The organism is Natronorubrum sulfidifaciens JCM 14089 (assembly GCF_000337735.1).
In the GTDB taxonomy this organism is placed as follows: domain Archaea; phylum Halobacteriota; class Halobacteria; order Halobacteriales; family Natrialbaceae; genus Natronorubrum; species Natronorubrum sulfidifaciens.
Genome location: NZ_AOHX01000037.1, coordinates 191,009 through 214,268 on the forward strand (window position 1 = coordinate 191,009; position 23,260 = coordinate 214,268).

The following is a 23,260-nucleotide window of genomic DNA, read 5'->3' on the forward strand; positions in this document are numbered from 1 at the left end:
TTTCACGTTATCCGTGTGCTATACCCACATGGAACGACTCTCACTATCGAACTCCGCGTTCGAGGGCAACAACAACACGTATCTCTTCGCCGACGGTCCGGAGACAGTCCTGATCGATACCGGCGACTGGATGGCGACGACACGCGAGCAACTCGAGGCCGCGTTCGACGAGCGTGAGCTCGAGTTTTCGGACATCGACCGTATGTTCCTCACACACTGGCACGGCGACCACACCGGGCTGGCAGGCGAGTTACAGGCCGCAAGCGGGGCCGAGGTCTATGCACACACTGCCGATGCACCGCTCATCGAGGGCGACGAGGACGCGTGGGCCGAGCTGTCCGACCTGCAAGAACAGTCCTTCGAGCAGTGGGGAATGCCCGACGCCAAACGGGACGCCCTCCGGGAAGTGCTGGCTGGTGGGAAGCCGACGGGCGAGTCACCGACGGTGACCACCGTCGAAGACGGCGAGACGTTTTCTGTCAACGGCATCGACCTCGAGGTCGTCCACACCTCCGGGCACGCTGCTGGACTCTGTATGTTCGAGTTTACCCGTGAGGGCCGCCGTGAGGTCTTCTCCGGGGATGCGTTGCTTCCCGTGTACACGCCGAACGTCGGCGGCGCGGACGTTCGCGTCGAGCGCCCGCTCGAGAAGTACCTGCGCGCACTGCAGGGGATCGTCGACGCCGACTACGACCGGGCGTGGCCGGGCCATCGCGACCCGATCGACGACCCGGCCGCGCGGGCACAGTACATCATCGACCACCACGAGGAGCGCTCGTGGCGGGTACTCGATGCCCTCGATCGGAAGGGGCCCTGTGACACCTGGACAGTCAGCGACGACCTGTTCGGTGACCTCGAAAGCATCCACATTCTCCATGGCCCCGGCGAGTCCGACGCCCACTTAACACACCTCGAGCGGGCGGGAACCGTCGTCCGGGCGGGCACCGAGTACCGGCTTGCCGACGGCGTCGCTGACGAACTTGCCGCGAGCGACGAGAAGCGGTGGCCACTCGAGTATTAGCGCTCCATCGACGGCACGGGAACGTCGTTGACCGCGCCCTCGACGACCGTTCGTGGATCGACGCCGCGGACAGCCGCCTCCGTCGTCAGGACGAGCCGATGGTCGAGAACGGAGTGGACGACCGCGTGGACGTCTTCGGGCGCGACGTACTCCCGACCCGAAAGGACGGCGCGGGCACGACTCGCCTCGAACAGCCGCTGGAGTCCGCGGGGTGAGATGCCGACGTCGACGCGGTCGTCCTCGCGGGTCGCCCGACAGACGTCGACCAGATACGTCCGAATCGACGGCTCGACGCTGACCGTCTCCGGAACCGATTGCAACTCGAGCACCGACTCTCGGTCGGCGACACGGCCGACTGTCGGCGTCCGCGAGTGGCGGTCTGCCCGCCGATCGAGCAACTCGAGTTCGCCGTCGCGGTCGGGGTATCCCATCTCGGTTTTGATCATAAAGCGGTCGACCTGCGCTTCGGGGAGCGGGAACGTCCCCTCCTGTTCGACCGGGTTTTGCGTCGCGATGACGAGAAACGGCTCCGGAAGCTCGCGGGTCTCACCGCCGATTGAGACCTGCTGCTCCCCCATCGCCTCGAGCAAGGCGGCCTGCGTTTTCGGCGGTGCACGGTTGATCTCGTCTGCCAGCACGACGTTTGCGAAGATCGGGCCGGCTTCGAACGAGAACTCTCCAGCGTGTTCGTCGTAGACGTGCGTCCCGGTGATGTCGGCCGGCAACAGGTCGGGCGTGAACTGAATCCGCGCGAACTCGAGGTCGAGTGCCGTCGCCAACGAGCGTGCGGTCAGCGTCTTTCCGGTTCCGGGGACGTCCTCGAGGAGGACGTGTCCCTGACCGACGACGGCCGTCAAGATCGTTTCGAACAGTTCATCTGTGCCGATGACGGCAGTCCCGATCTCCTCGAGGACGTCGTCGCACGCGTCGGCGGCCGCAGCAACGTTCATGTTCGATGACAATCACGCGATCGCCATATACGGTTCGGCCGTTCTGCGACCAGACCGGGGAAGCTTTGATCCCGTCGCCGTCTTACTCTTTGTATATGCGCACGCGGGACTCGGATCGAGAGTGGAGGCGGTTGTCGTGATCGACGAGGTCGAGGAACTCCTCGAGGAGATCGGCTTCGAACCGGAGACGAGCGTCTTGACGCATCGACAGGCACAGGTGCTTGCGCTGCGTGAACGCGGTATTTCGCAGGCGGATATCGCCGACGCACTCGGGACGTCACGTGCGAACGTCTCTTCGATCGAATCGAGCGCCAGAGAGAACGTCTCGAAGGCGCGCGAGACGGTTGCCTTCGCGGAAGCGCTTCGGGCACCGGTTCGGATTCGTGTTCCGTCCGGCACCGACCTCTATGACGTGCCACAACTCGTCTACGAAGCCTGCGACGAACAGGGCGTCAAAGTCGATCACACCGCGCCGGATCTCATGAAGGCCGTCAGCGATGCCGCCGGCGCTGCGGTGTCCGGCCGCGAGATTTCGACGCCGCTGATCGTTGGGGTCACCTCGGAGGGGATGGTGCGTGTCCGCTATCAGGAGTAATCGGGGCGCGTTGATCGCCAGACCGAAAGGCACCGGACTCGTAGCCGCTCGTCATGCCGTCTGATCTGCCGGCGTCGTTGGCCGACTCGTGGCGCCAGCATGGCACCCGAACGGGGACGTCGAACGTCCTGTTGCTCTCGATCACCGCGGAGACGACGCTGTACGAACCGATCGACAGCGCCGACCGGATGCAATCGGTCGGCACGAGCGAGATACCGGTCCGCTCGCTGTTTACCGTCTATCTGACGTTTTCGCCACCGCTTTCGAACGTCGGTATCCCGCCGTCGACGGTGTTCGCTCAGGCCGCACCCAAAGCGAAACGACAGTTCATCAAGACGATCAAAGACGAGGGGGTACACGTCGATAGCACCCGTTCTACCCTCGAGTTCGAAGCGGCAAACGGCGAAGCGGGCGTCTGGTACGTCATCGACGCGAGCTACCCCGTCGATCCTGACCTCGTTGGCGCTGCCCTCGAGCCGATCGACGCCGAGGTCCACGTCGCCGTCTGGCCGACCGAGACGAGCTACGGGATGGCCGGCGGAACGGTCCCCCTCGAGAGCGTTGCCGATGTCGCCGCCGGAGCGGAACTGACGCTCGAGGAACTGCCGGTCCACCTCGACGTCGACCCGGCGCGTGACCGCGAGACGATCGCAGAGCTGATTCGGACGATCGACCTCGAGACCGATACCGAGACCGACTGATACGGGTTACTGTCGTCACTGACCGCCGATTGCCAGCACGGGTCGGCGATCGGCGGGACACAGGGACAGTAATCCGTATAACGCCGAACACTGAACGAGAGGAGCCACTGCTCGTCGGTTCACACCTCTCGTACGGCGGTCCTACGATGGGGTGTACCCCATTTCGGTCGTTCCTGTCAGTCAGCCGTGACACCCACTACGCTTTTGGCAGTAGCTAGCACGGTATTCGTATGGAGGACGACCGGCGCTCGACCGAGACCACCGCCGAGCCGTCGAGCGACTCGTTTATTCCTTCTGCGGACGTGTTCGCGAGGGTCTCCGACGCCGTCTACGCGCTCGATTCCGAGTTCCAGTGTACGTTCATCAACGAACGGGCCGAGGCGCTTTTCACTCGAGCAACCGAGAGTGCAACCGCCACGGCCGACGCCGTTCACTCGCTCTTTTCGGACGCGCATACACGCGCACTCGAGTCACAGCGTCCCCTGACGGTCGACGCCTACCACGATTCCAGCGACCGCTGGTTCGAAGCCCGCTGTTATCCGGGCGAGACCGGCGTGACGGTTCTGGTTCGTGACATCACCGAGCGGAAAACACAGGAGCAAGCGCTCGTTGACGGCAACAGACGGCTGCGATCGGTTTTCGAGGACGCACACGACGCGATCGTCGTCGGCGACACCGACGAAATCGTCGCGGCCAACCCGGCCGCAAGCGAGTTGCTCGGCCTCGAGCGCTCGGCGCTGTCCGGCCGGTCACTCGAGGAGTTCGTCCACGACGACTACGACATCGAGTCGGCCCGGACGGCGCTTCTCGAGCAGGGACGGCTTCGGGACTCGGTCTCGCTGATTCGGCCCGACGGTTCCGAACGGGTCGTCGAGTACACCGCTGTTGCCGACGTGCTGCCCGGGGCCCATCTCGTCATCCTTCGGGACGTCACCGATAGCCGCCGCCGTAAACGCCAACTCGAGCGCCAGCGCGAACGGCTGTCGGCGCTCGATCACGTCAATCGCGTCGTCCGCGAGATCAACGACGCGATCGTCGACGGCTCGAACAGAGCCCAACTCGAACAGGTCGCCTGCGAGTCGCTGGCGGACTCGCCGTCGTACGAGTTCGCGTTTATCGCGGACATCGACGCCAGATCGAAACAGATCACACACCGGGTCGAGGCAGGCATCGACGACTACGTCGAGACGATTCCGCTGTCGACGGACGCCGACGATCCCGCCGGCCGTGGACCGGCCGGGACCGCGATTCGGACCGGAACGATGCAGGTGTCGAACGATGTCTTTTCCGACCCGTCGTTCGAACCCTGGTACGAGGACGCCCGTGAGCACGGCTACGCCTCGGCGGCAGCGATCCCGATCACACACGACGACGTCCTCTACGGTGTCCTCGGCGTGACGAGCGCCCGCCGGAACGCGTTCACCGACGAGGAACGGGACGTCATCGGTCAGCTCGGGGACATTCTGGGCCATGCGATCGCCGCCCTCGAGCGACGGCGCGTGCTGTTGGGCGAGGAACTGATCGAGCTCGAACTCGTGATCGACGACGCCGTCGAGATTTTCGACGGCCCCTCGATGTGCGGCCACTCGGTCTGGTTCGACCGCGTCGTCCGGATCGACGACGAACGGTATCTCGAATACGGGACCACAGCCGCCGAGACGCTGCCAGTGGTCGAAACCCTCATCGAGTCCGTCCCACACTGGGAGGGCGTCACCGTGATCGACGAGTCGGCCGGCGAAGTGACCTTCGAGTTAACTATCAGCGCACCGCCGATGATCGGCGTCATCGACGCCCACGGCGGCTACGTCGAGTCGGCAGCCATCGAGGACGGCGACTACACCACGACGGTCCGCTTTTCGACCGGCACGGACGTTCGGGACGTCGTCGACGAGATCGCCGCTGTGTATCCCGGGATGCGGACCGTCGCCCGCCGTCGCGTCACCCCCTCGAGGGAGTCGATCGAACAGCTCCGGACCCGGTTGGCGGAGACGCTGACCGACCGCCAACAAGTGGCCCTCGAGACGGCCTACTTCGGCGGCTACTTCGAGTGGCCGCGTCACAGCTCCGGCGAGGAAGTCGCCGACGCGATGGGTGTAACGCCCGCGACGTTTCACGAACACCTTCGGACGGCCCAGCGAAAACTCATCACCGCGATCTTAGAGGAGCCGGCGCTGCTCGACCGGGAACCGGCAGACGATCCCTGACCGCCGAGACCGTGACCCACGCCGCGTCCAACGTGGCGGGATTGATTATGCTGTCGTCCCACGTACCGCGTATGCAAACCCACATCGTCCCGGTCGGCTTCGACTACGACCGGCTGATCGCGCCGCTGGTTCGCGATCAGATCGACGTCGATAGCGTCATTTTGCTCGAGGGTGCCGTCGGCAGCGAGGCCAACGTCGAGTACTCGCGTCGGCTCTCGAAGAAACTCGAGACGGATTTTCGAAACCTGTTAGGGGCGAGTACGGAACGGTTCGTGCTGGCTGACGTCTACGATTACGACGCCGCCTTCGAGCAGGCCTACGAACTCATCACCGCGGAACTCGACGACGGCAACGAGGTCTGGGTCAACGTCGCTGCGATGCCGCGAACCGTCAGTTTCGCCTTCGCGAACGCCGCCCACTCGCTGATGGTCGAACGACAGGACGACCGCGAGCACATCCACACCTACTACACCGCCCCCGAGAAGTACCTCGAGACGGAACTCGCCGAGGAACTGCGCGCACAGATCACGCTGCTCGAGGAACTCAACGGCGCCAACGACCTCGAGGACGATCGGGTCGACGATCGCCTCGAGAGCGCACGGGACCTCCTCTCGGAGTTCGACGAACGCGGGACGACCATCGGTGCGAAAGAGATCGGCGGCAAACACATCGTCGAGTTGCCCGTCGCGTCGTTCTCGAACGTCAAACCCTTCGAGGAACTCATCCTGTACAAACTCGGCGAGGACGGCGAGTTCGACTCGGTGTCAGAGCTCGCCGAAGCGCTTGCCCGCGAACTGAACGAAGAGTATACGGACAGCTTCCGCTCGAAAGTGATCTACAACGTCGACCGACTCGGTCCCGGCGGCAAAGGCTACATCGAACGCGAAGAACACGGGAAATCCTACCGAACGCGTCTCTCCCGCATCGGTGAGTTATGGGTCCGGGCCCACTCTGATAGCGGCCTCGAGCAGTAACAGGTCGGAAGAACACGGTTTCTCACCTCGAGTTGCACGTATCGTCGTCGGCCTCCGGTGGCCACGAGCCTCGTCGTCGAATCTCGTTATCGTCAGTAGATTGTAGCGCGGTTTCTTCATTCAGAATTATACCTGAAACTGAATCAGACAGTTGGATCACTACACGTGCCAACCTTTTGCTCTGCGTGCGGTCGCGAAGCGACCGCACTCGGCAAAACGTTGATGAAAAGCACGGCGTCACCCCCTCAGCCGCGCCGTTGGCGCGGCTTCGAGGGATTCCTTGGCCCGCTCGCTCACTCCGTTCGCTCGCGGTTGCTAGTGATACCGTCTCAGCCTCCACTGAACTCGAGTTTCACAAGCCACTTTGAATAAAGAAACCGATTACAAACTACTGTTATGGCGACCACGCTGTCGTCGGCATCTACCAGGTCACACCGGGCGGACGCTCGTCGCGGCCGGCGGCGGCCTCACACTCGGCTACGACGCCCTGTGCCCGTGACCTTCGCTGGCCGATTCTCGAGGAAAATCGCTGAAGGGCTGTTGATTCGAGAGAAGTGACACACCAGAACTGACGACGCGGCCGTAGGATCATCTGGACGACTGTTCGTCGGTGCCGGCAACCGCGAACCGTCCCGCGAGTGCGCCGGCACACCGGCACAGGGGGCCGTCTCACTCGAAGTGGATCAGCGGCTTGATGATCCCGTCTTCTTTCTTGTCCATCATCTCGAAGGCGTCCTCGATCTCGTCGAACTCGAACTCGTGGGTCGTCATCTCGGTCGGGTCGACCCGGTCGTTCTCGAGCAGTCGCAGTAGTCGTTCGATACGGAGCCGGCCGCCCGGACAGAGGTCGGTGACGATGTCGATCTCGGCCATCCCGACGCCCCACTCCTCGCGGGGGATGTGCCGGAACTCGCCCTCCCCGTGGTAGCCGACGTTCGAGACGGTCCCGCCAGGCTTGACGGCCTTGATACAGTCCTGAAAGGTCTGATCGGTGCCGAGCGCTTCGATGGCGGCGTCGACGCCCTCGCCGTCGGTGTAGTCCATGATCGCCTCGGTCGGATCGACCTCCTGGAAGTCGACGACGTGGTCAGCACCGTAGGTTCGGGCAAGCTCTTGGCGCTTGTCGACCGTTTCGACGGCGATGATCTCGCCAGCGCCCTGTAACTCGGCCCCCGTCGTCGCCATCAGCCCAACCGGTCCCTGGGCGAAGACGGCGACAGTTCCACCGATCGGAATGTCGGCGTTTTCGGCCGCGGCGAACCCGGTCGACATCATGTCCGTCGTGTACAGTGCCTCGTGATCGCTGACATCGTCTGGAATGTGTGCCAGGTTCCCGTCGGCGTCGTTGACGTGGGCGTACTCAGCGAACGTCCCGTCTTTGACGTTCGCGAACTTCCAGCCGCCAAGCGCCCCGTTCGACTGCGAGGAGTGGCCGTCCTGTGCAGCTTTCGAGTTCCAGTCGGGCGTAATCGCGCCGACAGCGACGCGGTCGCCGGGCTCGAAGTCGCTCACGGAGTCGCCGACCTCCTCGACGACGCCGACAACCTCGTGGCCCAGCGTGAGGTTCTCGCGATCGCCGATCGCCCCGTGGACGGTGTGGCAGTCCGAGGTGCAGATCAGCCCCTTCGTGGGCTTGAGGATCGCGTCCGCCGGTCCCGGCTCCGGCGGCTCCTTCTCCGTAATTCCCGTCTCGCCGATCCCATCCATGACAAATGCGTTCATGCTCATTGTGCGCTATCTCGCGACATCGCCGACCAGCAAAAAGGTTTCAGCGACCGACTCACGCACTAACGCGCTCGAGCACCCGTTCACGAAGCACGAGCAGACACGGCAACACGGTGAGACAGGCGATAAACGCGAAGATGATGCTCAGGCCAGTCACCAGTCCGAAGCGCTGCAGTGGTGGTGCGAGGGCCAGCGCGAGGACGCCGAAGCCGGCGGCCGTCGTCGCCGCACTCCCCAGCAACGCTCCGCCAGTGCCGGTTATCGTCGCTGCCAGCGCCGCCTCGAGTGACTCCCGTTCGTCTCGTTCGGCGATAAACCGTTCGCCGACGTGGATGCTGTAGTCGACGCCGAGGCCGATCGCGAGGCTCGTGATCACTGCGGTCTCGCTGTTGAACGGGAGATCTAGTAGCGCCATCGTTCCGAGCAGCCACGCGAGCGCGGCGACGACGGGCGCAAGCGTGATTACCCCGAGCGAGAGCGCGCGGTGGCGCACCCAGTAGAGGGCCGTCAGGAAGACCAGAATTACCACCAGCGTGACGGCAAAGGCCTGCACAAGCGTCTCGAGCAGCGCATCCTGGACGACGGCCGTCGTCACGGGTCCACCCGTCGCAATCGCCGTGACGACGCCGCTGTCACTGATCGCGGCTGCCACGTCGCGGGTGTCGTCGGCGACGGTCTGTGCGGCGGCGTCACCTTGCACGTTCACGAGGAGCCGCGCCGACTCGTACCCGCCGTCGTCGCCCCGGTAGAGGACCTCGGAGGCACGATCCGGATCGACCTCGAACAGCACGTCGTAGAAGCCGGCGACGTCCTCGTTCGGCAGGCCATCGTCGTTCGTATCGCGTTCCTCGAGCGCGGCGGCGACGGTTTCGTTCTCGGCTGCGAGGTCGCGGATCACTGCTGGCGGGCCGTCGATGGCGGCCTGCCCGCCCGGCCGAACGACGATCGTTCCGTGGCCGTCGACGTCACGGATCGCGTCGTCCATCGCGACGAGCGCGTCCGGATCGGTGACGTCCCCGCGTATCAGTATCTGTGTCTGACTCCCTTCGCCACGGTCGGCGAAGTTCGCGCCGAGATAGGCGGCGTCGTCGCTGATCGTGTAGGTATCCGGTGCGAGCGGTCCGGGGAGGGATTTGGCCCACTCGGGGGCGTCTTCGGGGAGGAAATCAGCCTGATTGAACTCCGTGTCGATCCCCGTCGCGCCGTAGGCCCCGCCGACGGCCAGAATGAGCGCGACGAACACGATCCCAAGCGGTGCCCGACGAGCCACCGTGACGAACTTCGAGAGCACGCGGTTGACGACGCTGGTGCCCGTCCCGAACGGTGGTTTCGCTCGGTTGCGGTCGAACCGGGTCTCGAGGAAATCATCGACGGTCACCTTGAGCGCGGGCACGAGGACGGCGAAGGCGACGAACGTCGCGAGAATCCCACCGGCGCTCAAGATTGCGAAGTCCTGAATCGCCGGCAGCGGGCTGACGACGTTCGAGAGGAAGCCGACGCCCGTCGAGACGGTCGCTGCGGCGAGTGCGAGCACGACGCCCGTCAGCCCGAGTGTCATCCCAGCGCGTGCGCCGATGATCGATCCACCGTCGCTCGCAGCCCTCGCCTGCGCCTCGCTCGAGGCCTCGAGTTCGCCGGCTCTGGCCTCCCGGTAGCGCATCACAACGTGGAGCGCGTAGTCGATACTCAGCCCGATCAGGAGGAAGGGGACGGCGATCAATAGCTGACTCGAGGGAATCTCGAGCCAGCCCTGGATGCCCGCGAGCCACGCCATCACGACGGCGATGCCGAACAGTCCGATGAGAACGTCGACGACGTCTCGGTACGTGATCGCGAGCACACCGAGGACGAGCACGAGCGCGACGGGCGTGATGATCGCGAAGCTGTCACCGACCGCACTCGCCGATGCCGCGTCGGTGATCCCCTGCCCGAAGACGAAGGCGTCGTCGAAGCGCTGGTCGACGAGGTCGGCGATCTCGACTTGTGCGTCGTAGGCTGCCTGTGGGTCCTCGTCGGGGCCGCTGTCGTCGACCTGGAAGATGAACGTGATCCGCGATTCAGCCTCGGTCGAGCCCGGTTCGTAGTCAGTCGGCAGGAACTCGTAGGCGTCCTCCCCACCCTGCTCGGCGTCGGGATCGAGCACGTCAGCAAGCAGCGCCTCGACGTCCTCGTCAGAGCGGTCCTCGAGTGCTTCGATCTGTTCCTCGAGGGTCGGCTCGCTCGTGTCCGGCGGACCGCCGGCAGCGGCTCGATCCTCGAACACCGCACCCGTCGCGACGATGTTCTCGAGGCCGACGAAGCCCTCGTCCTCGAGTGTGGCGTTCAACTCGTCGTTCTCGCGGATCTCCTGTTGGAGGCGCAACCCCTCGAGTAACGATTCGCGCGTGAGGACGTCCCCGCCTTCATCGCGGACGACGAGTTGGGCGACGACGCCGTCGTCTGTGCCGTAGGTCGCATCGATCTCGGTTAAGGCGTCGGTCTCTTCGGAATCGGTCTCGAACTGGCCGATCTCGCCGTCTTCGCTCTCGCCGAAGGCGACGCCAGCGGCGACGACGGCGGTCAGCAGTAAGACGAGGACGATGACGAGCCGGCTGTGAGAGACGATCGTGTCCGCGTATCTGGCTGCAACGGACCCACTCATCGGTCACTCCCGTTGGCGCGTCGGCCACCCGACTGGACAGGAACCCGTCTGACTGCTCCCGGTGGCGTCCGCGCAACAGTATCAGGAAACGAATGCATTGGCTGCCATTCGGACCGGGAGAGTCATAGCAGTTCGGATGGTATCGGGTGTTGTATAATCCATATCCGATTATGAACACTGACCTCGACCGCGAACGCGGCGTGTTGAGTCCCGCGGACCGAGCCTACCTCCTCGGCGAGCGGGAGATGAGCCACGAGCAGTCAAAACGCAACGCCGAGGCGCGCATCCGACGGCGGATTCACGCGGCGGTGCTCGATTTCGACTTGCTCTTGCATACGCTCCCCGAGAAAGACCGCAAACAGCTCTTCGAGCGGACGACGACCGACGAGGCGTTTCTGGACGGCCTGCGAGCACTGGTTGCCTTTCTCTATCTCGGCACCGAGAAGTATGGCGTCGACTTCGAGGAACTTCTCGAGCCCGCGATCCGAAGCTCCGAGGAGTATCTCGCGGCGACCGACCGCGAGGCGAACGTCTCGGTTTCGGTCACCTTCGGCGTCGAGACGACAGTCGAATCCTCACTCGAGGGTGTTGCCGCGAAACTGGACGCGGGCGAGCCCGTCACACCCAGAGAGCTGTTTTCGCTCGTCATGCAAGGCACGTACGATGCACGCAGCCACGACCGGATCACGCTGGTCAGGACCGGCGACGAGCAGACGCCCGATGGCTTCCTCGAGCGACTGGCGTCGTATCTCGACGGTGAACTCAAGCGCATCAACGACTCGCGGGCAGTGATTCGCCTCGAGGGGACGGCTGGGGATGCGGACGACCAGTACTGAAACGACCACGCGAATGGACGAGTTCGCGAACCGATGCCGGACGCCGGACGACGAAACACCTAACACCGTGCCCGGCGCTACGTTCAGCCATGTCCGACGCCGTCGCGGTCGACGCGTTCGATGGCTCGTGGACCGCCGTTTTCGTAGGGGCGGCCTAGCCCCACACTCCCCACCCCGTTTCGACGGATGTATTGTCGGCGACCAGCATTCACCGAACAACGACCGGTATCACTAATGGACGAACACCATTCCCACGTCACGACGACGTATCGACGACGCCCACTGCGGGCGGTGAGAGCATGAGCATGGACGACCCCGAAGCGACCGAACCGACGCTCGAGGGCGGCTACGACCCTGACGCCGTCGAAACGCGTTGGCAACAGCGCTGGGTCGACGAGGAGACTTACGCCTACGAGGGCGAGCCGGGCCAAGATCCGAACACGACCTACGCGATCGATACGCCGCCGCCGACGGTCTCGGGCAGCCTGCATATGGGCCACCTTTATGGCTCGACGCTGCAGGACTTCGCCGCTCGCTTCCAGCGAATGGCCGACGGTGACGTCCTCTTTCCCTTTGGCTACGACGACAACGGGATCGCCAGCGAGCGCCTGACCGAGAAGGAACTCGACATTCGCCACCAGGACTACGAACGACGCGAGTTCCAGGAGCTTTGCCGGGAGGTCTGTACGGAGTACGAAGCCGAGTTCACCGACAAGATGCAATCACTCGGCACCTCGATCGACTGGTCACACACCTACAAGACGATCGAACCACGCGTCCAGCGCATCTCCCAGCTGTCTTTTATCGATCTCTACGAGAAAGACCGCGAGTACCGCAAGAAAGCACCCGCGATCTGGTGTCCCGAATGTGAGACCGCGATCTCGCAAGTCGAGACCGAAGACGACGAGCGCCACGCCCACTTCAACGATATTGCGTTCGAACTCGCCGGCGACGACGCCCCGCGCGAGGAGTTCGTCATCTCGACGACTCGTCCGGAACTCATTCCGGCGTGTGTCTCCGTCTTCGTCCACCCCGACGACGAGGCCAACGCAGACCTCGTCGGCGAGACCGCCCGCGTTCCGATCTTCGGCCACGAAGTGCCGGTTATCGCCGACGAGCGCGTCGACATGGAGAAAGGCAGCGGGATCGTCATGTGCTGTACCTTCGGTGACCAGAACGACATCGAGTGGTACCAAGCCCACGACCTGCCCCTGCGCGTCGCCATCGACGAGACCGCGACGATGACCGACCTCGCCGGCGACTACGAAGGCCTCTCGACCGAGAACGCCCGTGAGGCCATCGTCGAGGACTTAGACGACGACGGCTACCTCCGTGACCGCCGCGAGATCGTCCACGACGTCGGCGTCCACGAACGCTGTGACACCCCCGTCGAGTACCGCGTCTCCAAACAGTGGTACGTCGAGGTCTTAGATCACAAAGACGAGTACCTCGAGGCCGGCCAGGAGATGGACTGGTACCCCGAGAAGATGTTCACCCGCTACGAACACTGGATCGAGGGACTCGAGTGGGACTGGCTGATCTCTCGTCAGCGTGACTCGGGCATCCCCTTCCCGGTCTGGTACTGTCGCGAGTGCGACCACGAGATCCTCGCCGAAAAGGAGGAGCTGCCGGTCGATCCCCTCTCTGATGAGCCGCCAGTGGACACCTGTCCCGAATGTGGCAACGACGAGTTCGTCCCTGAAGAGGACGTCTTCGACACGTGGGCGACGTCCTCGCTCACGCCGCTGATCAACGCGGGCTGGGACTGGGACGCTGATGAAGAAGCGTTCACGATGGACAACCCCGAACTCTACCCGTTCGATCTGCGCCCACAGGGCCACGACATCATCTCCTTCTGGCTGTTCCACACCGTCATCAAATGCTACGAGCACACCGGCGAGGTCCCCTTCGACGCGACGATGATCAACGGTCACGTGCTCGACGAGAACCGCGAGAAGATGTCGAAATCGCGAGGCAACGTCGTCGAACCCGACGCAGTGCTCGCGGAGTACCCCGTCGACGCCGTGCGCTTTTGGGCAGCCAGCGCCGCCGTCGGCGACGACTTCCCGTATCAGGAGAAGGACCTGACCGCGGGCGAAAAGCTCCTGCGCAAGCTCTGGAACGCCTCGAAACTCGTCGACACGCTCGCTCCCCGCGACCCCGACGAGCCCGAGACGCTCGAGGCGATCGACCGCTGGCTGCTCGCGGAACTCGACGACGCCGTCACCGATCTCACGGCCCACCTCGAGGCCTACGAGTTCGCCAAGGCCCGCGACCGTCTGCGGACGTTCTTCTGGAACACCTTCTGTGACGACTACCTCGAAATTGCCAAGACTCGCGAGGACGAGCCGTCGACCCAGTACGCGCTGCGGACGGCACATCGGACCTTCCTCGAGCTGTGGGCCCCGTTCTTGCCCCACGTGACCGAAGAAATCTGGCAGGCAGTGTATGCCGCGGACACGGATGCCCTCGAGAGCATCCATACCCGCGAGTGGCCCACCCCACAGGGGTACGAGGCCGACCTCGAGGCCGGCGAGACCGCAATGGAGGTCATCTCGGCGCTGCGGCGCTACAAGAGCGAGAACCAGCTGCCGCTGAACGCCGACCTCGAGTCGGTGTCGGTGTACGGCCCGATTGAGGGCTTCGAGGATGCCATCCAGCACGTGATGCACGTCCAAGAGCTGTCGGTCCTCGAGGCCGAACCCGAGGTGACGACCGAGGTCGCCTCGATCGACCTCGAGTACTCGACGCTCGGGCCGAAGTTCGGCTCGAAAGTCGGTGAGATCGACGCCGGAATCGACAGCGGCGAGTACGAAATCGACGACGACGCTGGCGTGTTGCGAGTCGCCGGCGAGGAACTCGAGGACGACGTATTCGAGGTCTCGCTCGAGCGCACGTACTCGGGCGACGGTGAGATGATCGAGACCGAGTCGGCGGTCGTTATCCTCCAACACGACTAACCGAACAGTCTCCTTCTTCTCACTCGTTTTTCTATCTCGTCGTGTGGCCTGCGTCACTGATAGTCAGCCGTTTTGGATCGTCCAGTGGCGGAGACTGTCTCGTTTGAACGAGTTTGATTCACGAACCATTGGAGAAAAGTTATAATTGCGCTGGCGAAACCTCTGCTGTGCTCTGCTGAAGTCGCTCCGAGCCGAGCCGTCGTTTGCCGCCGCGTAAGCCGAGTACAGAGCACCATGAACACCGATACCACTACTGTCGAACACGCCGATACTGACGCTGGTCTCCCCACGGATACGGTCTTCGAACTGTTGCTCGAGGACCGACGTCGGTACATGTTGTACTACCTTTCCCGCAAGATCGGCGCAGTGGCGCTCGAGGACGTCGTCGACCGACTCGCCCATCGAGAGGGCGCGTCGACACGAGACCGACGCGAAGCGATCCGCCTCGAGTTCCACCACAACCATCTCCCGAAACTGACCGAATCGGGTGTGGTGGCGTACGATCCGGCCGCCGAAACGATCGAGCGCGAGCCGCCGGCTCGTGCGCTCGATTCGTATCTCGAACTCGCGTTTGCCGATGACCTGCGTTAGGTGCGCTGAGTAGACGTCGCCTCACACTTTTTGACTCGCGTCGCCAGGGCAAGAAAAAGCGCCAGCAGGACGAACGTCACTTCGCCCGCAGCGATGACGCCGAGTGCGTCCGCGCCGAGGAACATCGGTTCATCGCGCGCGACGGGGATGACGGTATGGTGTGGCTCGCCGACGATCGGGATGAAATAGTCGACGATCAGGTTACTCGTATACCAGACGGCGGCGACGGCAACGCCCCAGACGGGAAAGTCGGAAATTCGATGGAGCACGAACGCCTGCACGACCATCGCGAGATGACTCCAGAACAGAAACTGGAACATCAGCGGATGGAGATACGAGTACGAGTCATAAAACGCAAGCAGCGTGTACGGCGTCCACAGCCCGAGGACGATGTTGCCGAAAAACGCAAGCGACGTCAGCCACGGCTGTTCGTAGCCGAGTTTCCATGCCGCGATCGCCAGCGCGATAAACAGGGTCGCCATCGGGCTGTCGGGAACCCACGGCCACATGACGGTCGCCGTGGCGGCGAACTGCCCGGAGTAGTACCAGAAGCCAAACGCTGTCCCGATGAGATTGATCGCGACGATGAGCCATGCAAACCGCAATCCGAAGTCTTCGATCGCCTTCGGCAGCGGTGTGAGATACGTCGGCAGTGAGTCCCGGTCGGGCAACCCAGTCGTCGCGGACATCGTTTCATCCGGCGTGACGGTCGACACCCGCAAAACAGTAGCGGTTGTCCCGTCCTGTCCCCGGATATATCTGCCACTATGCCGTTCGTCGCCGTATGGACTCTCCGACCGGCGGTCGATCCCGAGTGACGCTTTCGACCGGCCACGAGATTTCTCTCCCGCTGGATCTCTCGTTTGCGATCGGTGGCGCAGTCGTTCCGGCCCGCCGGCGGCGGCTCGAGACCCTCCTCCCAGCCGACCTCTCTGCGGTGGCGATCGCGCCCGGCGTCGGCTGTGTCGTGCTCGCCGGCATCCACTACCACCGTGTCGGCGGCTCGAGCGACGACACTGATTCGAGAGCGGTCGACGCCGACACCGGTCTCGAGCCGTACGACGAGTTTGCGGTCATCATTCCTGCCGTCCGCGGCGGTCGGACGACGCTGCCGGTCACCCAGCTCGTCGGTACCGAACTCGGCGGCTACGTCCACTGGCTCCCGGTCACGACCGAGCCGTCGGTCGCCCTCGGCCGCGAGATCTGGGGCTATCCGAAGGAACGAGCCGCGATCTCGGTCACACCCGGGCCACACGGGACTCACACTGCCGTCGATGGCAGCGATGGGAGATGGGTCCGACTCGAGGTTTCACGCCCGCGCACTCGAATAACCACTATGCGTCGCGACTGGTCGCTGTGGAGCTACACGACGCTGCACGGCCAACTGATCCGCACGCGGGCACGACTCCGGGGCGAGCTCAGCGTTGGCCTGCCACGAGACACGACACTCGAACTCGATCCCGAACTGCAGGCCGAACTCGGCTGCTGGAATCGGCCGCTTGTGCAACTGTCCGGCTCTCGAGTCCGTGCCCGCCTGTTCGACGGCGAGCCATGCGCTGTGCCCTAACTGGGACCATGTACGGCAGCCGCCACGACTATCGGCAAATGCAGTATCGAACGGACACGCGTAAGTACAGTGGTTCCTAACGGCGCACTGTGAGCGAAGACACCGATCTCGAGGAACTGCGACGCGGAACCGAACTCGTCAAACGCGGGTTCGCCCGGATGCAGAAAGGTGGCGTTATTATGGACGTCGTCAACAAAGAACAGGCTCGTATCGCTGAAGATGCCGGTGCAGTCGCCGTCATGGCGCTGGAAGCGGTCCCGGCGGATATCCGCAAACGCGGCGGCGTTGCCCGGATGGCAGACCCGGCAGACGTCGAGGAAATCGTCAACGAGGTCTCGATCCCCGTGATGGGGAAGGCCCGAATCGGCCACACCAAAGAGGCGCAAATCCTCGAAAGCGTCGGTGTCGACATGATCGACGAGTCGGAAGTCCTCACTCCGGCTGACGACGCCTACCACATCGACAAGCGCGACTTCACGGCTCCGTTCGTCTGTGGCGCGCGCAACCTCGGCGAAGCGCTCCGGCGCATCAACGAGGGGGCGGCGATGATCCGCACGAAAGGCGAAGCGGGAACGGGCGACGTCAATCAGGCCGTCCACCACCAGCGGACGATCAAAGGCGCGATCCGCAAACTCGAGGGCATGAGCCACGAGGAACGAGAAGCCTACGCTCGCGAGATCGAAGCGCCGGCCGAACTGGTCCACGAAACGGCCGAGATGGGTCGCCTTCCAGTCGTGAACTTCGCTGCTGGCGGGATTGCGACGCCTGCTGATGCCGCGCTTATGATGCACCACGAATGCGATGGCATCTTCGTCGGCAGTGGGATCTTCGGCGCGGAGCATCCCGAAGCGATGGGCGAAGCGATCGTCGAAGCGACGAACAACTGGGACGACCCCGACCGACTCGCGGACATCTCGAAGAACCTTGGCAAGGGCATGAAAGGCGACGCGAACGTCGACCTCCCCGAAGAGGAGAAGATGCAGGGTCGCGGCGTCTAGACGTCAGTATTATCAGGAGATCGATTTTTTGTCGCCGCAGCGACCGTCTCGAAGCCGCCTCTCTCACGGCTGGCACGATAACTTAGCTGTTTGGGATACTCCCATAAACAGGTACATTAAATTATAAATTCGGTCCCGGAAGAACACCCGTTGATGACAGCCACTGCACTCACCCGGGATGAAATCGATGCCTTTCTCCGCGAACAGGGCTCCGGTGTGTTGTCGCTAACCGATGGAGCAGAAACGTATGCCGTCCCCGAGTCGTTCGGCTACGACGGCGGCGACCTCTACTTCCAACTGGTCTCCGAACCGGACAGCGAGAAGCTGGCGTTCATCGAAACGACCGACGTCGCAACCCTCACCGTCTTCACCGACACGCCCGCACGAAGCGTACTGGTTCGCGGCCCGCTCGAGTCCGTCCCCGACGCGGATCGAGCGCGTGCCTCGAGTGCGATCGCGGCAAACGCGACGATCCCGACGCTCAACGTCAGCCCCGACTCGCCAACAGAGGCCCTTTCGTTCGAGTTCTACCGACTGGTCCCACAGGACCTCACCGGCCGGGCGTTCGGCATCACACCCTCTCGTGACAACTGAAACGGCTGTCTCTCGCTGTCGAACGTCGGTTGCGTGGGTACACACTCCCGGTCAGTGGCGACGTGCGTCGGCTGTGATGGACTGGTATCCATGGACAACACCAACAAAGAGGAGATACGTTACCAACGCGCCGAGGACGAACGACAGCACGCTCGAGGGTGCAACGACCGCCCCGATAGCGATGCCGATCAGTGCGGTCGCAACGGCAAGCACGTAGACGGCTGGCCGTTCCCAGTGGCGACGAACAGCGGCTGGATCTCGAGTTGCGACGAGTTCGAAACCGAGTGTGCCGAGCGCGCCGCCGCCGACAGCGAGCGGCGACAGCGTCGCGTCGACGGTCACGACCGCGACACTCGCAGCGAACAGCACGATCAGTGTTAGCACCACATCGATTCGTGCACCCATCAGTTTCTCGAGCCGTGGTCATACTGTCCGACAGCATCATACGGTTTCCTGTCGTCACGTCCCGCCGATCGCCGGCAAATAGGGACAGCAATCCGTATCAGTCTCTGTACAGCTGTGCTCCTTCGCCGACGTGTGTCTGGTAGGCCCGACTCTCGATACCGGCCGCATCGAAGGCATCGATCATCGCCCCGGCGATCGCGTTCTGGTCGCGCTCGTGACAGACCGCGAGGACGCCCGGCCCGGCACCGCTGACCGTGACGCCCGTCGCACCGGCCTCGAGTGCGGCCTCGTGAACCCGATCGTAGCCGTCGATCAGGGCCCGTCGATGCGGGGTGACGATCTGATCGTTCATCCCACGACCGACGAGGTCGGGATCGTCTCGAGTCATACCGACGGTGAGCGTCGCCGCGTTGCCGACGGTGGTGACGACGTCCTCGAGCGGTGCCGACTCCGGCACGACGCCGCGTGCGTCGCGCGTGGAAACTGTCGTTTCAGGGAGACAGGCGACGACCGGAATCGAGGTGTCGACCTGCGTGACGCTGTCGTCGGTTACGATCGTGAATCCGCCGAGCAGCGACGGGGCGACGTTATCGGCGTGGGCCTCCCCGGAGACGAGCGCTTCGCCTTCTGCAGCGATCGGGACGAGTTCCTCGCGTGAGAGCCCGCGATCGTAGAGGGCGTTCAGGGCGACTGCAGCACCGGCCGCGCTCGCGGCCGACGAGCCAAGCCCGGACGAGGGGCGAACGCCTTTGTCGATCTTGATATGTGCCGGTGCATCGAGAGCGTCGGCGACCGCGCCGACGGTGTTCTGTTTCGGGTCCTCTGGAATGTACTGGCTACCTGCCCCAGTAACGGTGATCCGCGTTTCCGGTGCGCGTTCGACCCGGATCACGTCGGCGGGCGTTCCAAGGGCAACACCGAAGACATCGAAACCACTCCCGAGGTTCGCACTCGTCGCTGGTGCCCGCACGGTGAGCATGCCGATTCCTTCCGAGACTGCGGTCAAAAAGGTAGCGGACCGCGACGACCGAACGAACGACATCGTCGGCTCTGAAATGGGATCGTCTCCCACGGCGCCGATAGCAATCAAACCGGATGATGCAACGACCTTCGGCGGCGAAGCCGCCTCACTCGTCGGTGTTACCGAACGTGAACACGTCGTCAGCGTCGTCGTCGGCTTCGTCAGCGTCCTCGTCGGCTCGTTCTGAGTCGCCGTCTGCATCGGACTCGAGTGACGGCTGATCGTCGTCTTCATCCGTCTCATCCACATCCCCGACTGGACCGAGTGGCTGTGCGGTGTCCGTGGACGATTCTGTCACGTCGTCTTCGCTCGAGTCGTCCACATCCCCGACTGGACCAAGTGGCTGTGCGGTGTCCGTGGACGGTTCTGTCACGTCGTCTTCGCTCGAGTCATCCGCATCCCCGACTGGGCCGAGTGGCTGTGCGGTGTCCGTGGACGATTCTGTCACGTCGTCTTCGCTCGAGTCGTCCACATCTCCGACTGGACCGAGTGGCTGTGCAGCCTCTTCAGACGACGTACTGGCGGTGTTTTCGTCCGTCTCTTCACCCTCCTCGAGCGACTGTGCAGCCTCCTCGAGTGAGTCGGTCGAGTCGGCTGCGAACGGATCGGTTCCACCGAGCGGGTCAGCGTCTCCGAATAGCTCGGTGGCGGTGTCCGTGCCGGCGCTGGCTGACTCGTCCGAGGTCGGTTCTGACGCCTCGGATTCGGCAGCCGTGTCGGCTTCGTTGTCGATTCCGAGAATCTCCTCGGCACCGAGTTCGGTGGCTGGCTCGTCCGTTTCACCGACGTCAGTCTCGGGCTCGTTTCGTGTGTCGACTGCAGCGTCGGACACCGATTCGGTGTCGGTCGTCATCGATGCGGACTCGAGTGATCCCATCCCGTCAGCCGACTCCGTGTCCGTCTCCAGTGTCCCGGAGTCGAGTGTGATGCCGTCGGTGTGGCTCTCGTCCGACTCATCGAGTTCCGAGCCGGTGTCGAACGCCAATGCGGCCGATCCGGGGCCGTCGTCATCGTCCGGCATCTCGAAGTCCATCTCGAGGTCCGATCGGTCGACATCGGTCTCGAAGCGGTCGAGTCCCGCGGACAGCTGTGTGGCCTGTCCGGAGAGGTTCGATGCGGACTTCGTCACTTCCGTCAGTGCAGTCGTCTGTTCCTCCGCGGCGGCGGCAACGTTTTCGGACTCGGCGGTCGTCTCCTCGGAGATAGTCGCTGCGTCATCAACCATCGCGACGACTTCCTGAGTCGATGCGGCCTGTTCTTCGGTTGCCGCCGAGATTTCCTGCACGCCGATGTTCGTCTCTTCGGCGAGGTCGACGATCTCTTCTAAGGCGTCGACAACTGCCTCGACCTGTTCGCCTGCGTTCTCGATCTGGTCGCTGGTCCCTTCGACCTCGGCGGCGGACTGTTCGGTCCGGTTACGGATCGCCTCGAGGCGATCTTCGGCTTCGTCGGCCGCTTTTGCGACGTCTTCGGAAAGGGCCTTGACCTCTTTTGCAACGACGGAGAAGCCTTCGTCGTCGCTGCCACCGGCGGACCGAGAGGCCTCGATGTTGGCGTTCAGTGCCAGCATGTTGGTCTGGCGCGCAATCTCGGAAATCGTCGCGAGCAGTTCGTCGATCTGCTGAACTTCCGCCTCGAGACGGCGGATCTCGTCGACGGCACCGCCTGCTTCGGTTTCGATCTCGTCCATCGCAGCGATCGCTGCGTGGGCAGCCTCCTGTCCGTCTTCGCCGGTGTTGACCGTCCGCTCGGCGATATCGGCGACTTCGTTCGACGAGGCGGCGATCTCTTCGGTCGTCGTCGAGAGGCCGCTCATCTCTTGGTTGGCCGACTGTAGCGACTGGTTCTGTCGTTCGGCGCCGTCGGAGATCTCCTGGACCGACTCGGTGACCTGTTCGGACGCCGAGCGAACCTCTTCGCTCGAGGCCGTAACCTGCTCGGAGGCGGTCGCAACGTCGGTTGCGAACCGATTGAGTTCGGCGACGGTTTGCTCGATCTCCTCGAGCATCTGGTTGAAGTCCTCACCGATCTGTGCCATCACTTCGTTCTCGCTGTCGGTGTCTGCACGAGCCGTGAGATCGCCGTCAGCAGCGTCACCCATGACGCTGCAGTACTCTCCGGCTTTCGCCTCGAGATGCTCATTGATCTCTTCGACCCGTTCGCGCTCGTGTTCGGCCTCTTTGCGGGCCGTTTCGGCCGCTTCGATCTGTTCGCGCAAGGCGGCGCGCATCGAGTCGAAGCCATCGTAGAGTCGGCCGATGTTGTCGACGCGTTTGGTCTCTAAGTCGACGTCGAGATTGCCTTCCTCCATCTGGCTCGCTTTATCGGTGAGACGGTCGATCGAGACGGCCGTGTTTCGGCCGAGCACGGCACCGATCAGCCCGATCAGGAGGACGCCGATCAGCGTCGCGATGTATCCCCAGTCGTTGACGGTGTTGACGAACCCGTAGGCCTGACTTTCGGGTTCGTGTGTAACGACGACCCAATCGGTTCCGAGCACACGTGCGGAGCTGACGACGTAATCGTCGCTGCCGAAGTCGTAGGCCGTCGTGTCGAAGCTCAACGCGGAGCCGGCGATCTGATGGGTGCCGGCCCCCTCAGTTCGTGCCGGCTCGACGATGTCTCCAACGATGGACTCACTGTACGCAAGCCCGAGTGTCTCGTGGTCGTCACCGTATCCGGCATTGTCGAGCAAGACCTCGTTGTTTCCGTCGAGGACCATCGTCGTCACACCTGCATCGTCGTCGAGGCGGTTCGCGTACGCCTCGAGTTCAGCCGTGTAGACGATCGCTCTGTCGTCTTCGCCGGGAACGGAGAGGACGTAGCTCATGACGGCGACGTTGTCGTCGCCCAACTCACGATCGACCGTGTACGGACTCGAGACCCACGGCACGTCGCTCGTCGCATCATCGTAGGCCTCGAGTGGGACGCCTTCGATCTGCTCTGCTGAAGCGCCACGCACGTCGCTGTCGGTGCTTGCAAGCACCGTTTCATCGGTGGTGTCGACGTAGCTAATCGCGAAGGTGTCCGCATCGAGGTGTTCCTGCCAGTTGAGGAACCGATCTTCGATCGCTGCCGAGTCGTCACTGGCAACGACTTCTGACCAGGCGATCACCCCAATCGTGTGTTCATTCTGTTCGTTCCACATCTGGAGATTCTGTGCTTCCTGGCTGGCGATCGACGTGTGGTCGTTCTGGACACGCTCTTCGACCTGTCCAGTGATGCCAGCGGTTGCGACGAAGCCGACCATCCCAACACCCAACCCAAGTATCAATAGTACGATTCCGAACTTGACCGCATATCTGCGGCGGATAGCTGATGGTACCAGTCGTCGAAGGACGTCCATAGATATAGTACGGATCTGAGTGTCCCTACATAAATGGTGTTCCACAGTTATCGGAAGTGATAACCGGACGACGGGAACGCCCTGCTGTGGTCGTGACGTTCGGTATCAGGACGACACCGTTCGCTCGCTCG

18 protein-coding genes are annotated in these 23,260 nt (G+C 63.4%); 11 read left to right on the forward strand and 7 right to left on the reverse strand.

The annotated features are described in order from the left end of the window. Positions 1–28: 28 nt before the first annotated feature. Positions 29–1,021 (forward strand): MBL fold metallo-hydrolase, encoded by a 993-nt coding sequence (locus tag C495_RS09300; protein ID WP_008162222.1) that lies wholly within the window; start codon positions 29–31, stop codon positions 1,019–1,021. Here C495_RS09300 and C495_RS09305 read toward each other — a convergent pair. After that, a complete protein-coding gene (locus C495_RS09305) occupies positions 1,018–1,971 on the reverse strand; it encodes an AAA family ATPase (protein ID WP_008162224.1) in 954 nt (317 codons plus the stop codon). The genes C495_RS09300 and C495_RS09305 overlap by 4 nt on opposite strands. Before the next feature lie 136 nt (positions 1,972–2,107). Between C495_RS09305 and C495_RS09310 the strand changes: the two genes are divergently transcribed. The 4 genes from C495_RS09310 to C495_RS09325 all read left to right on the forward strand — a co-directional run bounded on the left by C495_RS09310 (position 2,108) and on the right by C495_RS09325 (position 6,445). After that, positions 2,108–2,566 (forward strand): Tfx family DNA-binding protein, encoded by a 459-nt coding sequence (locus C495_RS09310; RefSeq protein WP_049890257.1) that lies wholly within the window; start codon positions 2,108–2,110, stop codon positions 2,564–2,566. 53 nt (positions 2,567–2,619) lie between these two features. Continuing rightward, positions 2,620–3,267, forward strand: coding sequence for a hypothetical protein (locus C495_RS09315; RefSeq protein ID WP_008162228.1), 648 nt, complete (start codon positions 2,620–2,622; stop codon positions 3,265–3,267). Positions 3,268–3,497: 230 nt separating this feature from the next. After that, positions 3,498–5,471: a bacterio-opsin activator domain-containing protein gene (locus C495_RS09320; RefSeq protein ID WP_008162230.1), complete on the forward strand. Its 1,974-nt coding sequence runs from the start codon at positions 3,498–3,500 to the stop codon at positions 5,469–5,471. Positions 5,472–5,542: 71 nt separating this feature from the next. Then, complete coding sequence (locus C495_RS09325; RefSeq protein WP_008162232.1) at positions 5,543–6,445, forward strand: HFX_2341 family transcriptional regulator; 903 nt, start codon at positions 5,543–5,545, stop codon at positions 6,443–6,445. A 669-nt stretch (positions 6,446–7,114) separates the two neighbouring features. Here C495_RS09325 and C495_RS09330 read toward each other — a convergent pair. Together C495_RS09330 and C495_RS09335 are read right to left on the reverse strand one after the other, a co-directional pair. Next, positions 7,115–8,167 carry a zinc-binding dehydrogenase gene (locus C495_RS09330; protein ID WP_049890240.1) on the reverse strand — a complete coding sequence of 351 codons (1,053 nt, stop codon included), beginning with the start codon at positions 8,165–8,167 and terminating at the stop codon, positions 7,115–7,117. Between the two features lie 58 nt (positions 8,168–8,225). Further along, positions 8,226–10,811, reverse strand: coding sequence for an efflux RND transporter permease subunit (locus C495_RS09335; RefSeq protein ID WP_008162237.1), 2,586 nt, complete (start codon positions 10,809–10,811; stop codon positions 8,226–8,228). Positions 10,812–10,981: 170 nt separating this feature from the next. Here C495_RS09335 and C495_RS09340 point away from each other — a divergent pair, with 170 nt between their 5' ends. From C495_RS09340 to C495_RS09350, 3 genes are all read left to right on the forward strand, one after another. Then, the gene (locus tag C495_RS09340) at positions 10,982–11,647 is read left to right on the forward strand and encodes a hypothetical protein (protein ID WP_008162239.1); all 666 of its coding nucleotides are present in this window, start codon (positions 10,982–10,984) and stop codon (positions 11,645–11,647) included. A gap of 191 nt (positions 11,648–11,838) precedes the next feature. After that, positions 11,839–14,607: a valine--tRNA ligase gene (locus C495_RS09345; protein WP_049890241.1), complete on the forward strand. Its 2,769-nt coding sequence runs from the start codon at positions 11,839–11,841 to the stop codon at positions 14,605–14,607. Positions 14,608–14,841: 234 nt separating this feature from the next. Continuing rightward, positions 14,842–15,198, forward strand: a complete 357-nt coding sequence (locus C495_RS09350; protein WP_008162243.1) for a DUF7344 domain-containing protein — start codon at positions 14,842–14,844, stop codon at positions 15,196–15,198. Here C495_RS09350 and C495_RS09355 read toward each other — a convergent pair. Continuing rightward, entirely contained in the window at positions 15,195–15,887 is a 693-nt protein-coding gene (locus C495_RS09355) for a DUF1405 domain-containing protein (RefSeq protein WP_008162245.1), read from the reverse strand. The two genes, C495_RS09350 and C495_RS09355, sit on opposite strands and share 4 nt — an antisense overlap. A gap of 95 nt (positions 15,888–15,982) precedes the next feature. On the opposite strand from C495_RS09355, the gene C495_RS09360 reads away from it, so the two are divergent. The 3 genes from C495_RS09360 (at position 15,983) to C495_RS09370 (ending at position 18,357) form a co-directional block, all read left to right on the forward strand. Next, positions 15,983–16,765, forward strand: coding sequence for an acetoacetate decarboxylase family protein (locus tag C495_RS09360; RefSeq protein ID WP_008162250.1), 783 nt, complete (start codon positions 15,983–15,985; stop codon positions 16,763–16,765). Positions 16,766–16,854: 89 nt separating this feature from the next. After that, positions 16,855–17,763 carry a pyridoxal 5'-phosphate synthase lyase subunit PdxS gene (gene pdxS, locus C495_RS09365; protein WP_008162251.1) on the forward strand — a complete coding sequence of 303 codons (909 nt, stop codon included), beginning with the start codon at positions 16,855–16,857 and terminating at the stop codon, positions 17,761–17,763. Positions 17,764–17,916: 153 nt separating this feature from the next. Next, positions 17,917–18,357 carry a pyridoxamine 5'-phosphate oxidase family protein gene (locus tag C495_RS09370; RefSeq protein ID WP_008162253.1) on the forward strand — a complete coding sequence of 147 codons (441 nt, stop codon included), beginning with the start codon at positions 17,917–17,919 and terminating at the stop codon, positions 18,355–18,357. Between the two features lie 51 nt (positions 18,358–18,408). Here the strand turns inward: C495_RS09370 and C495_RS09375 are convergent, their stop codons facing one another. The 3 genes from C495_RS09375 to C495_RS09390 form a co-directional block, all read right to left on the reverse strand. Next, on the reverse strand, positions 18,409–18,762 hold the full coding sequence (locus C495_RS09375) for a hypothetical protein (RefSeq protein WP_008162255.1): 354 nt from the start codon (positions 18,760–18,762) through the stop codon (positions 18,409–18,411). A 97-nt stretch (positions 18,763–18,859) separates the two neighbouring features. Continuing rightward, a complete protein-coding gene (locus C495_RS09380) occupies positions 18,860–19,741 on the reverse strand; it encodes a homoserine kinase (RefSeq protein WP_008162257.1) in 882 nt (293 codons plus the stop codon). Between the two features lie 148 nt (positions 19,742–19,889). Then, positions 19,890–23,129 (reverse strand): methyl-accepting chemotaxis protein, encoded by a 3,240-nt coding sequence (locus C495_RS09390; RefSeq protein WP_083902470.1) that lies wholly within the window; start codon positions 23,127–23,129, stop codon positions 19,890–19,892. Between the last annotated feature and the right edge of the window lie 131 nt (positions 23,130–23,260).

Excerpts from the sequence above, each read along its gene's own strand:
- C495_RS09340 (WP_008162239.1), top strand. The coding sequence starts at position 10,982 with ATGAACACTGACCTCGACCGCGAACGCGGCGTGTTGAGTCCCGCGGAC.
- C495_RS09370 (WP_008162253.1), top strand. The coding sequence starts at position 17,917 with ATGACAGCCACTGCACTCACCCGGGATGAAATCGATGCCTTTCTCCGC.
- C495_RS09380 (WP_008162257.1), bottom strand. The coding sequence starts at position 19,741 with ATGCTCACCGTGCGGGCACCAGCGACGAGTGCGAACCTCGGGAGTGGT.
- C495_RS09315 (WP_008162228.1), top strand. The coding sequence starts at position 2,620 with ATGCCGTCTGATCTGCCGGCGTCGTTGGCCGACTCGTGGCGCCAGCAT.
- C495_RS09320 (WP_008162230.1), top strand. The coding sequence starts at position 3,498 with ATGGAGGACGACCGGCGCTCGACCGAGACCACCGCCGAGCCGTCGAGC.
- C495_RS09375 (WP_008162255.1), bottom strand. The coding sequence starts at position 18,762 with ATGGGTGCACGAATCGATGTGGTGCTAACACTGATCGTGCTGTTCGCT.
- C495_RS09360 (WP_008162250.1), top strand. The coding sequence starts at position 15,983 with ATGGACTCTCCGACCGGCGGTCGATCCCGAGTGACGCTTTCGACCGGC.
- C495_RS09330 (WP_049890240.1), bottom strand. The coding sequence starts at position 8,167 with ATGAACGCATTTGTCATGGATGGGATCGGCGAGACGGGAATTACGGAG.
- C495_RS09325 (WP_008162232.1), top strand. The coding sequence starts at position 5,543 with ATGCAAACCCACATCGTCCCGGTCGGCTTCGACTACGACCGGCTGATC.
- C495_RS09350 (WP_008162243.1), top strand. The coding sequence starts at position 14,842 with ATGAACACCGATACCACTACTGTCGAACACGCCGATACTGACGCTGGT.
- C495_RS09390 (WP_083902470.1), bottom strand. The coding sequence starts at position 23,129 with ATGGACGTCCTTCGACGACTGGTACCATCAGCTATCCGCCGCAGATAT.
- C495_RS09300 (WP_008162222.1), top strand. The coding sequence starts at position 29 with ATGGAACGACTCTCACTATCGAACTCCGCGTTCGAGGGCAACAACAAC.
- C495_RS09305 (WP_008162224.1), bottom strand. The coding sequence starts at position 1,971 with ATGAACGTTGCTGCGGCCGCCGACGCGTGCGACGACGTCCTCGAGGAG.
- C495_RS09335 (WP_008162237.1), bottom strand. The coding sequence starts at position 10,811 with ATGAGTGGGTCCGTTGCAGCCAGATACGCGGACACGATCGTCTCTCAC.
- C495_RS09355 (WP_008162245.1), bottom strand. The coding sequence starts at position 15,887 with ATGTCCGCGACGACTGGGTTGCCCGACCGGGACTCACTGCCGACGTAT.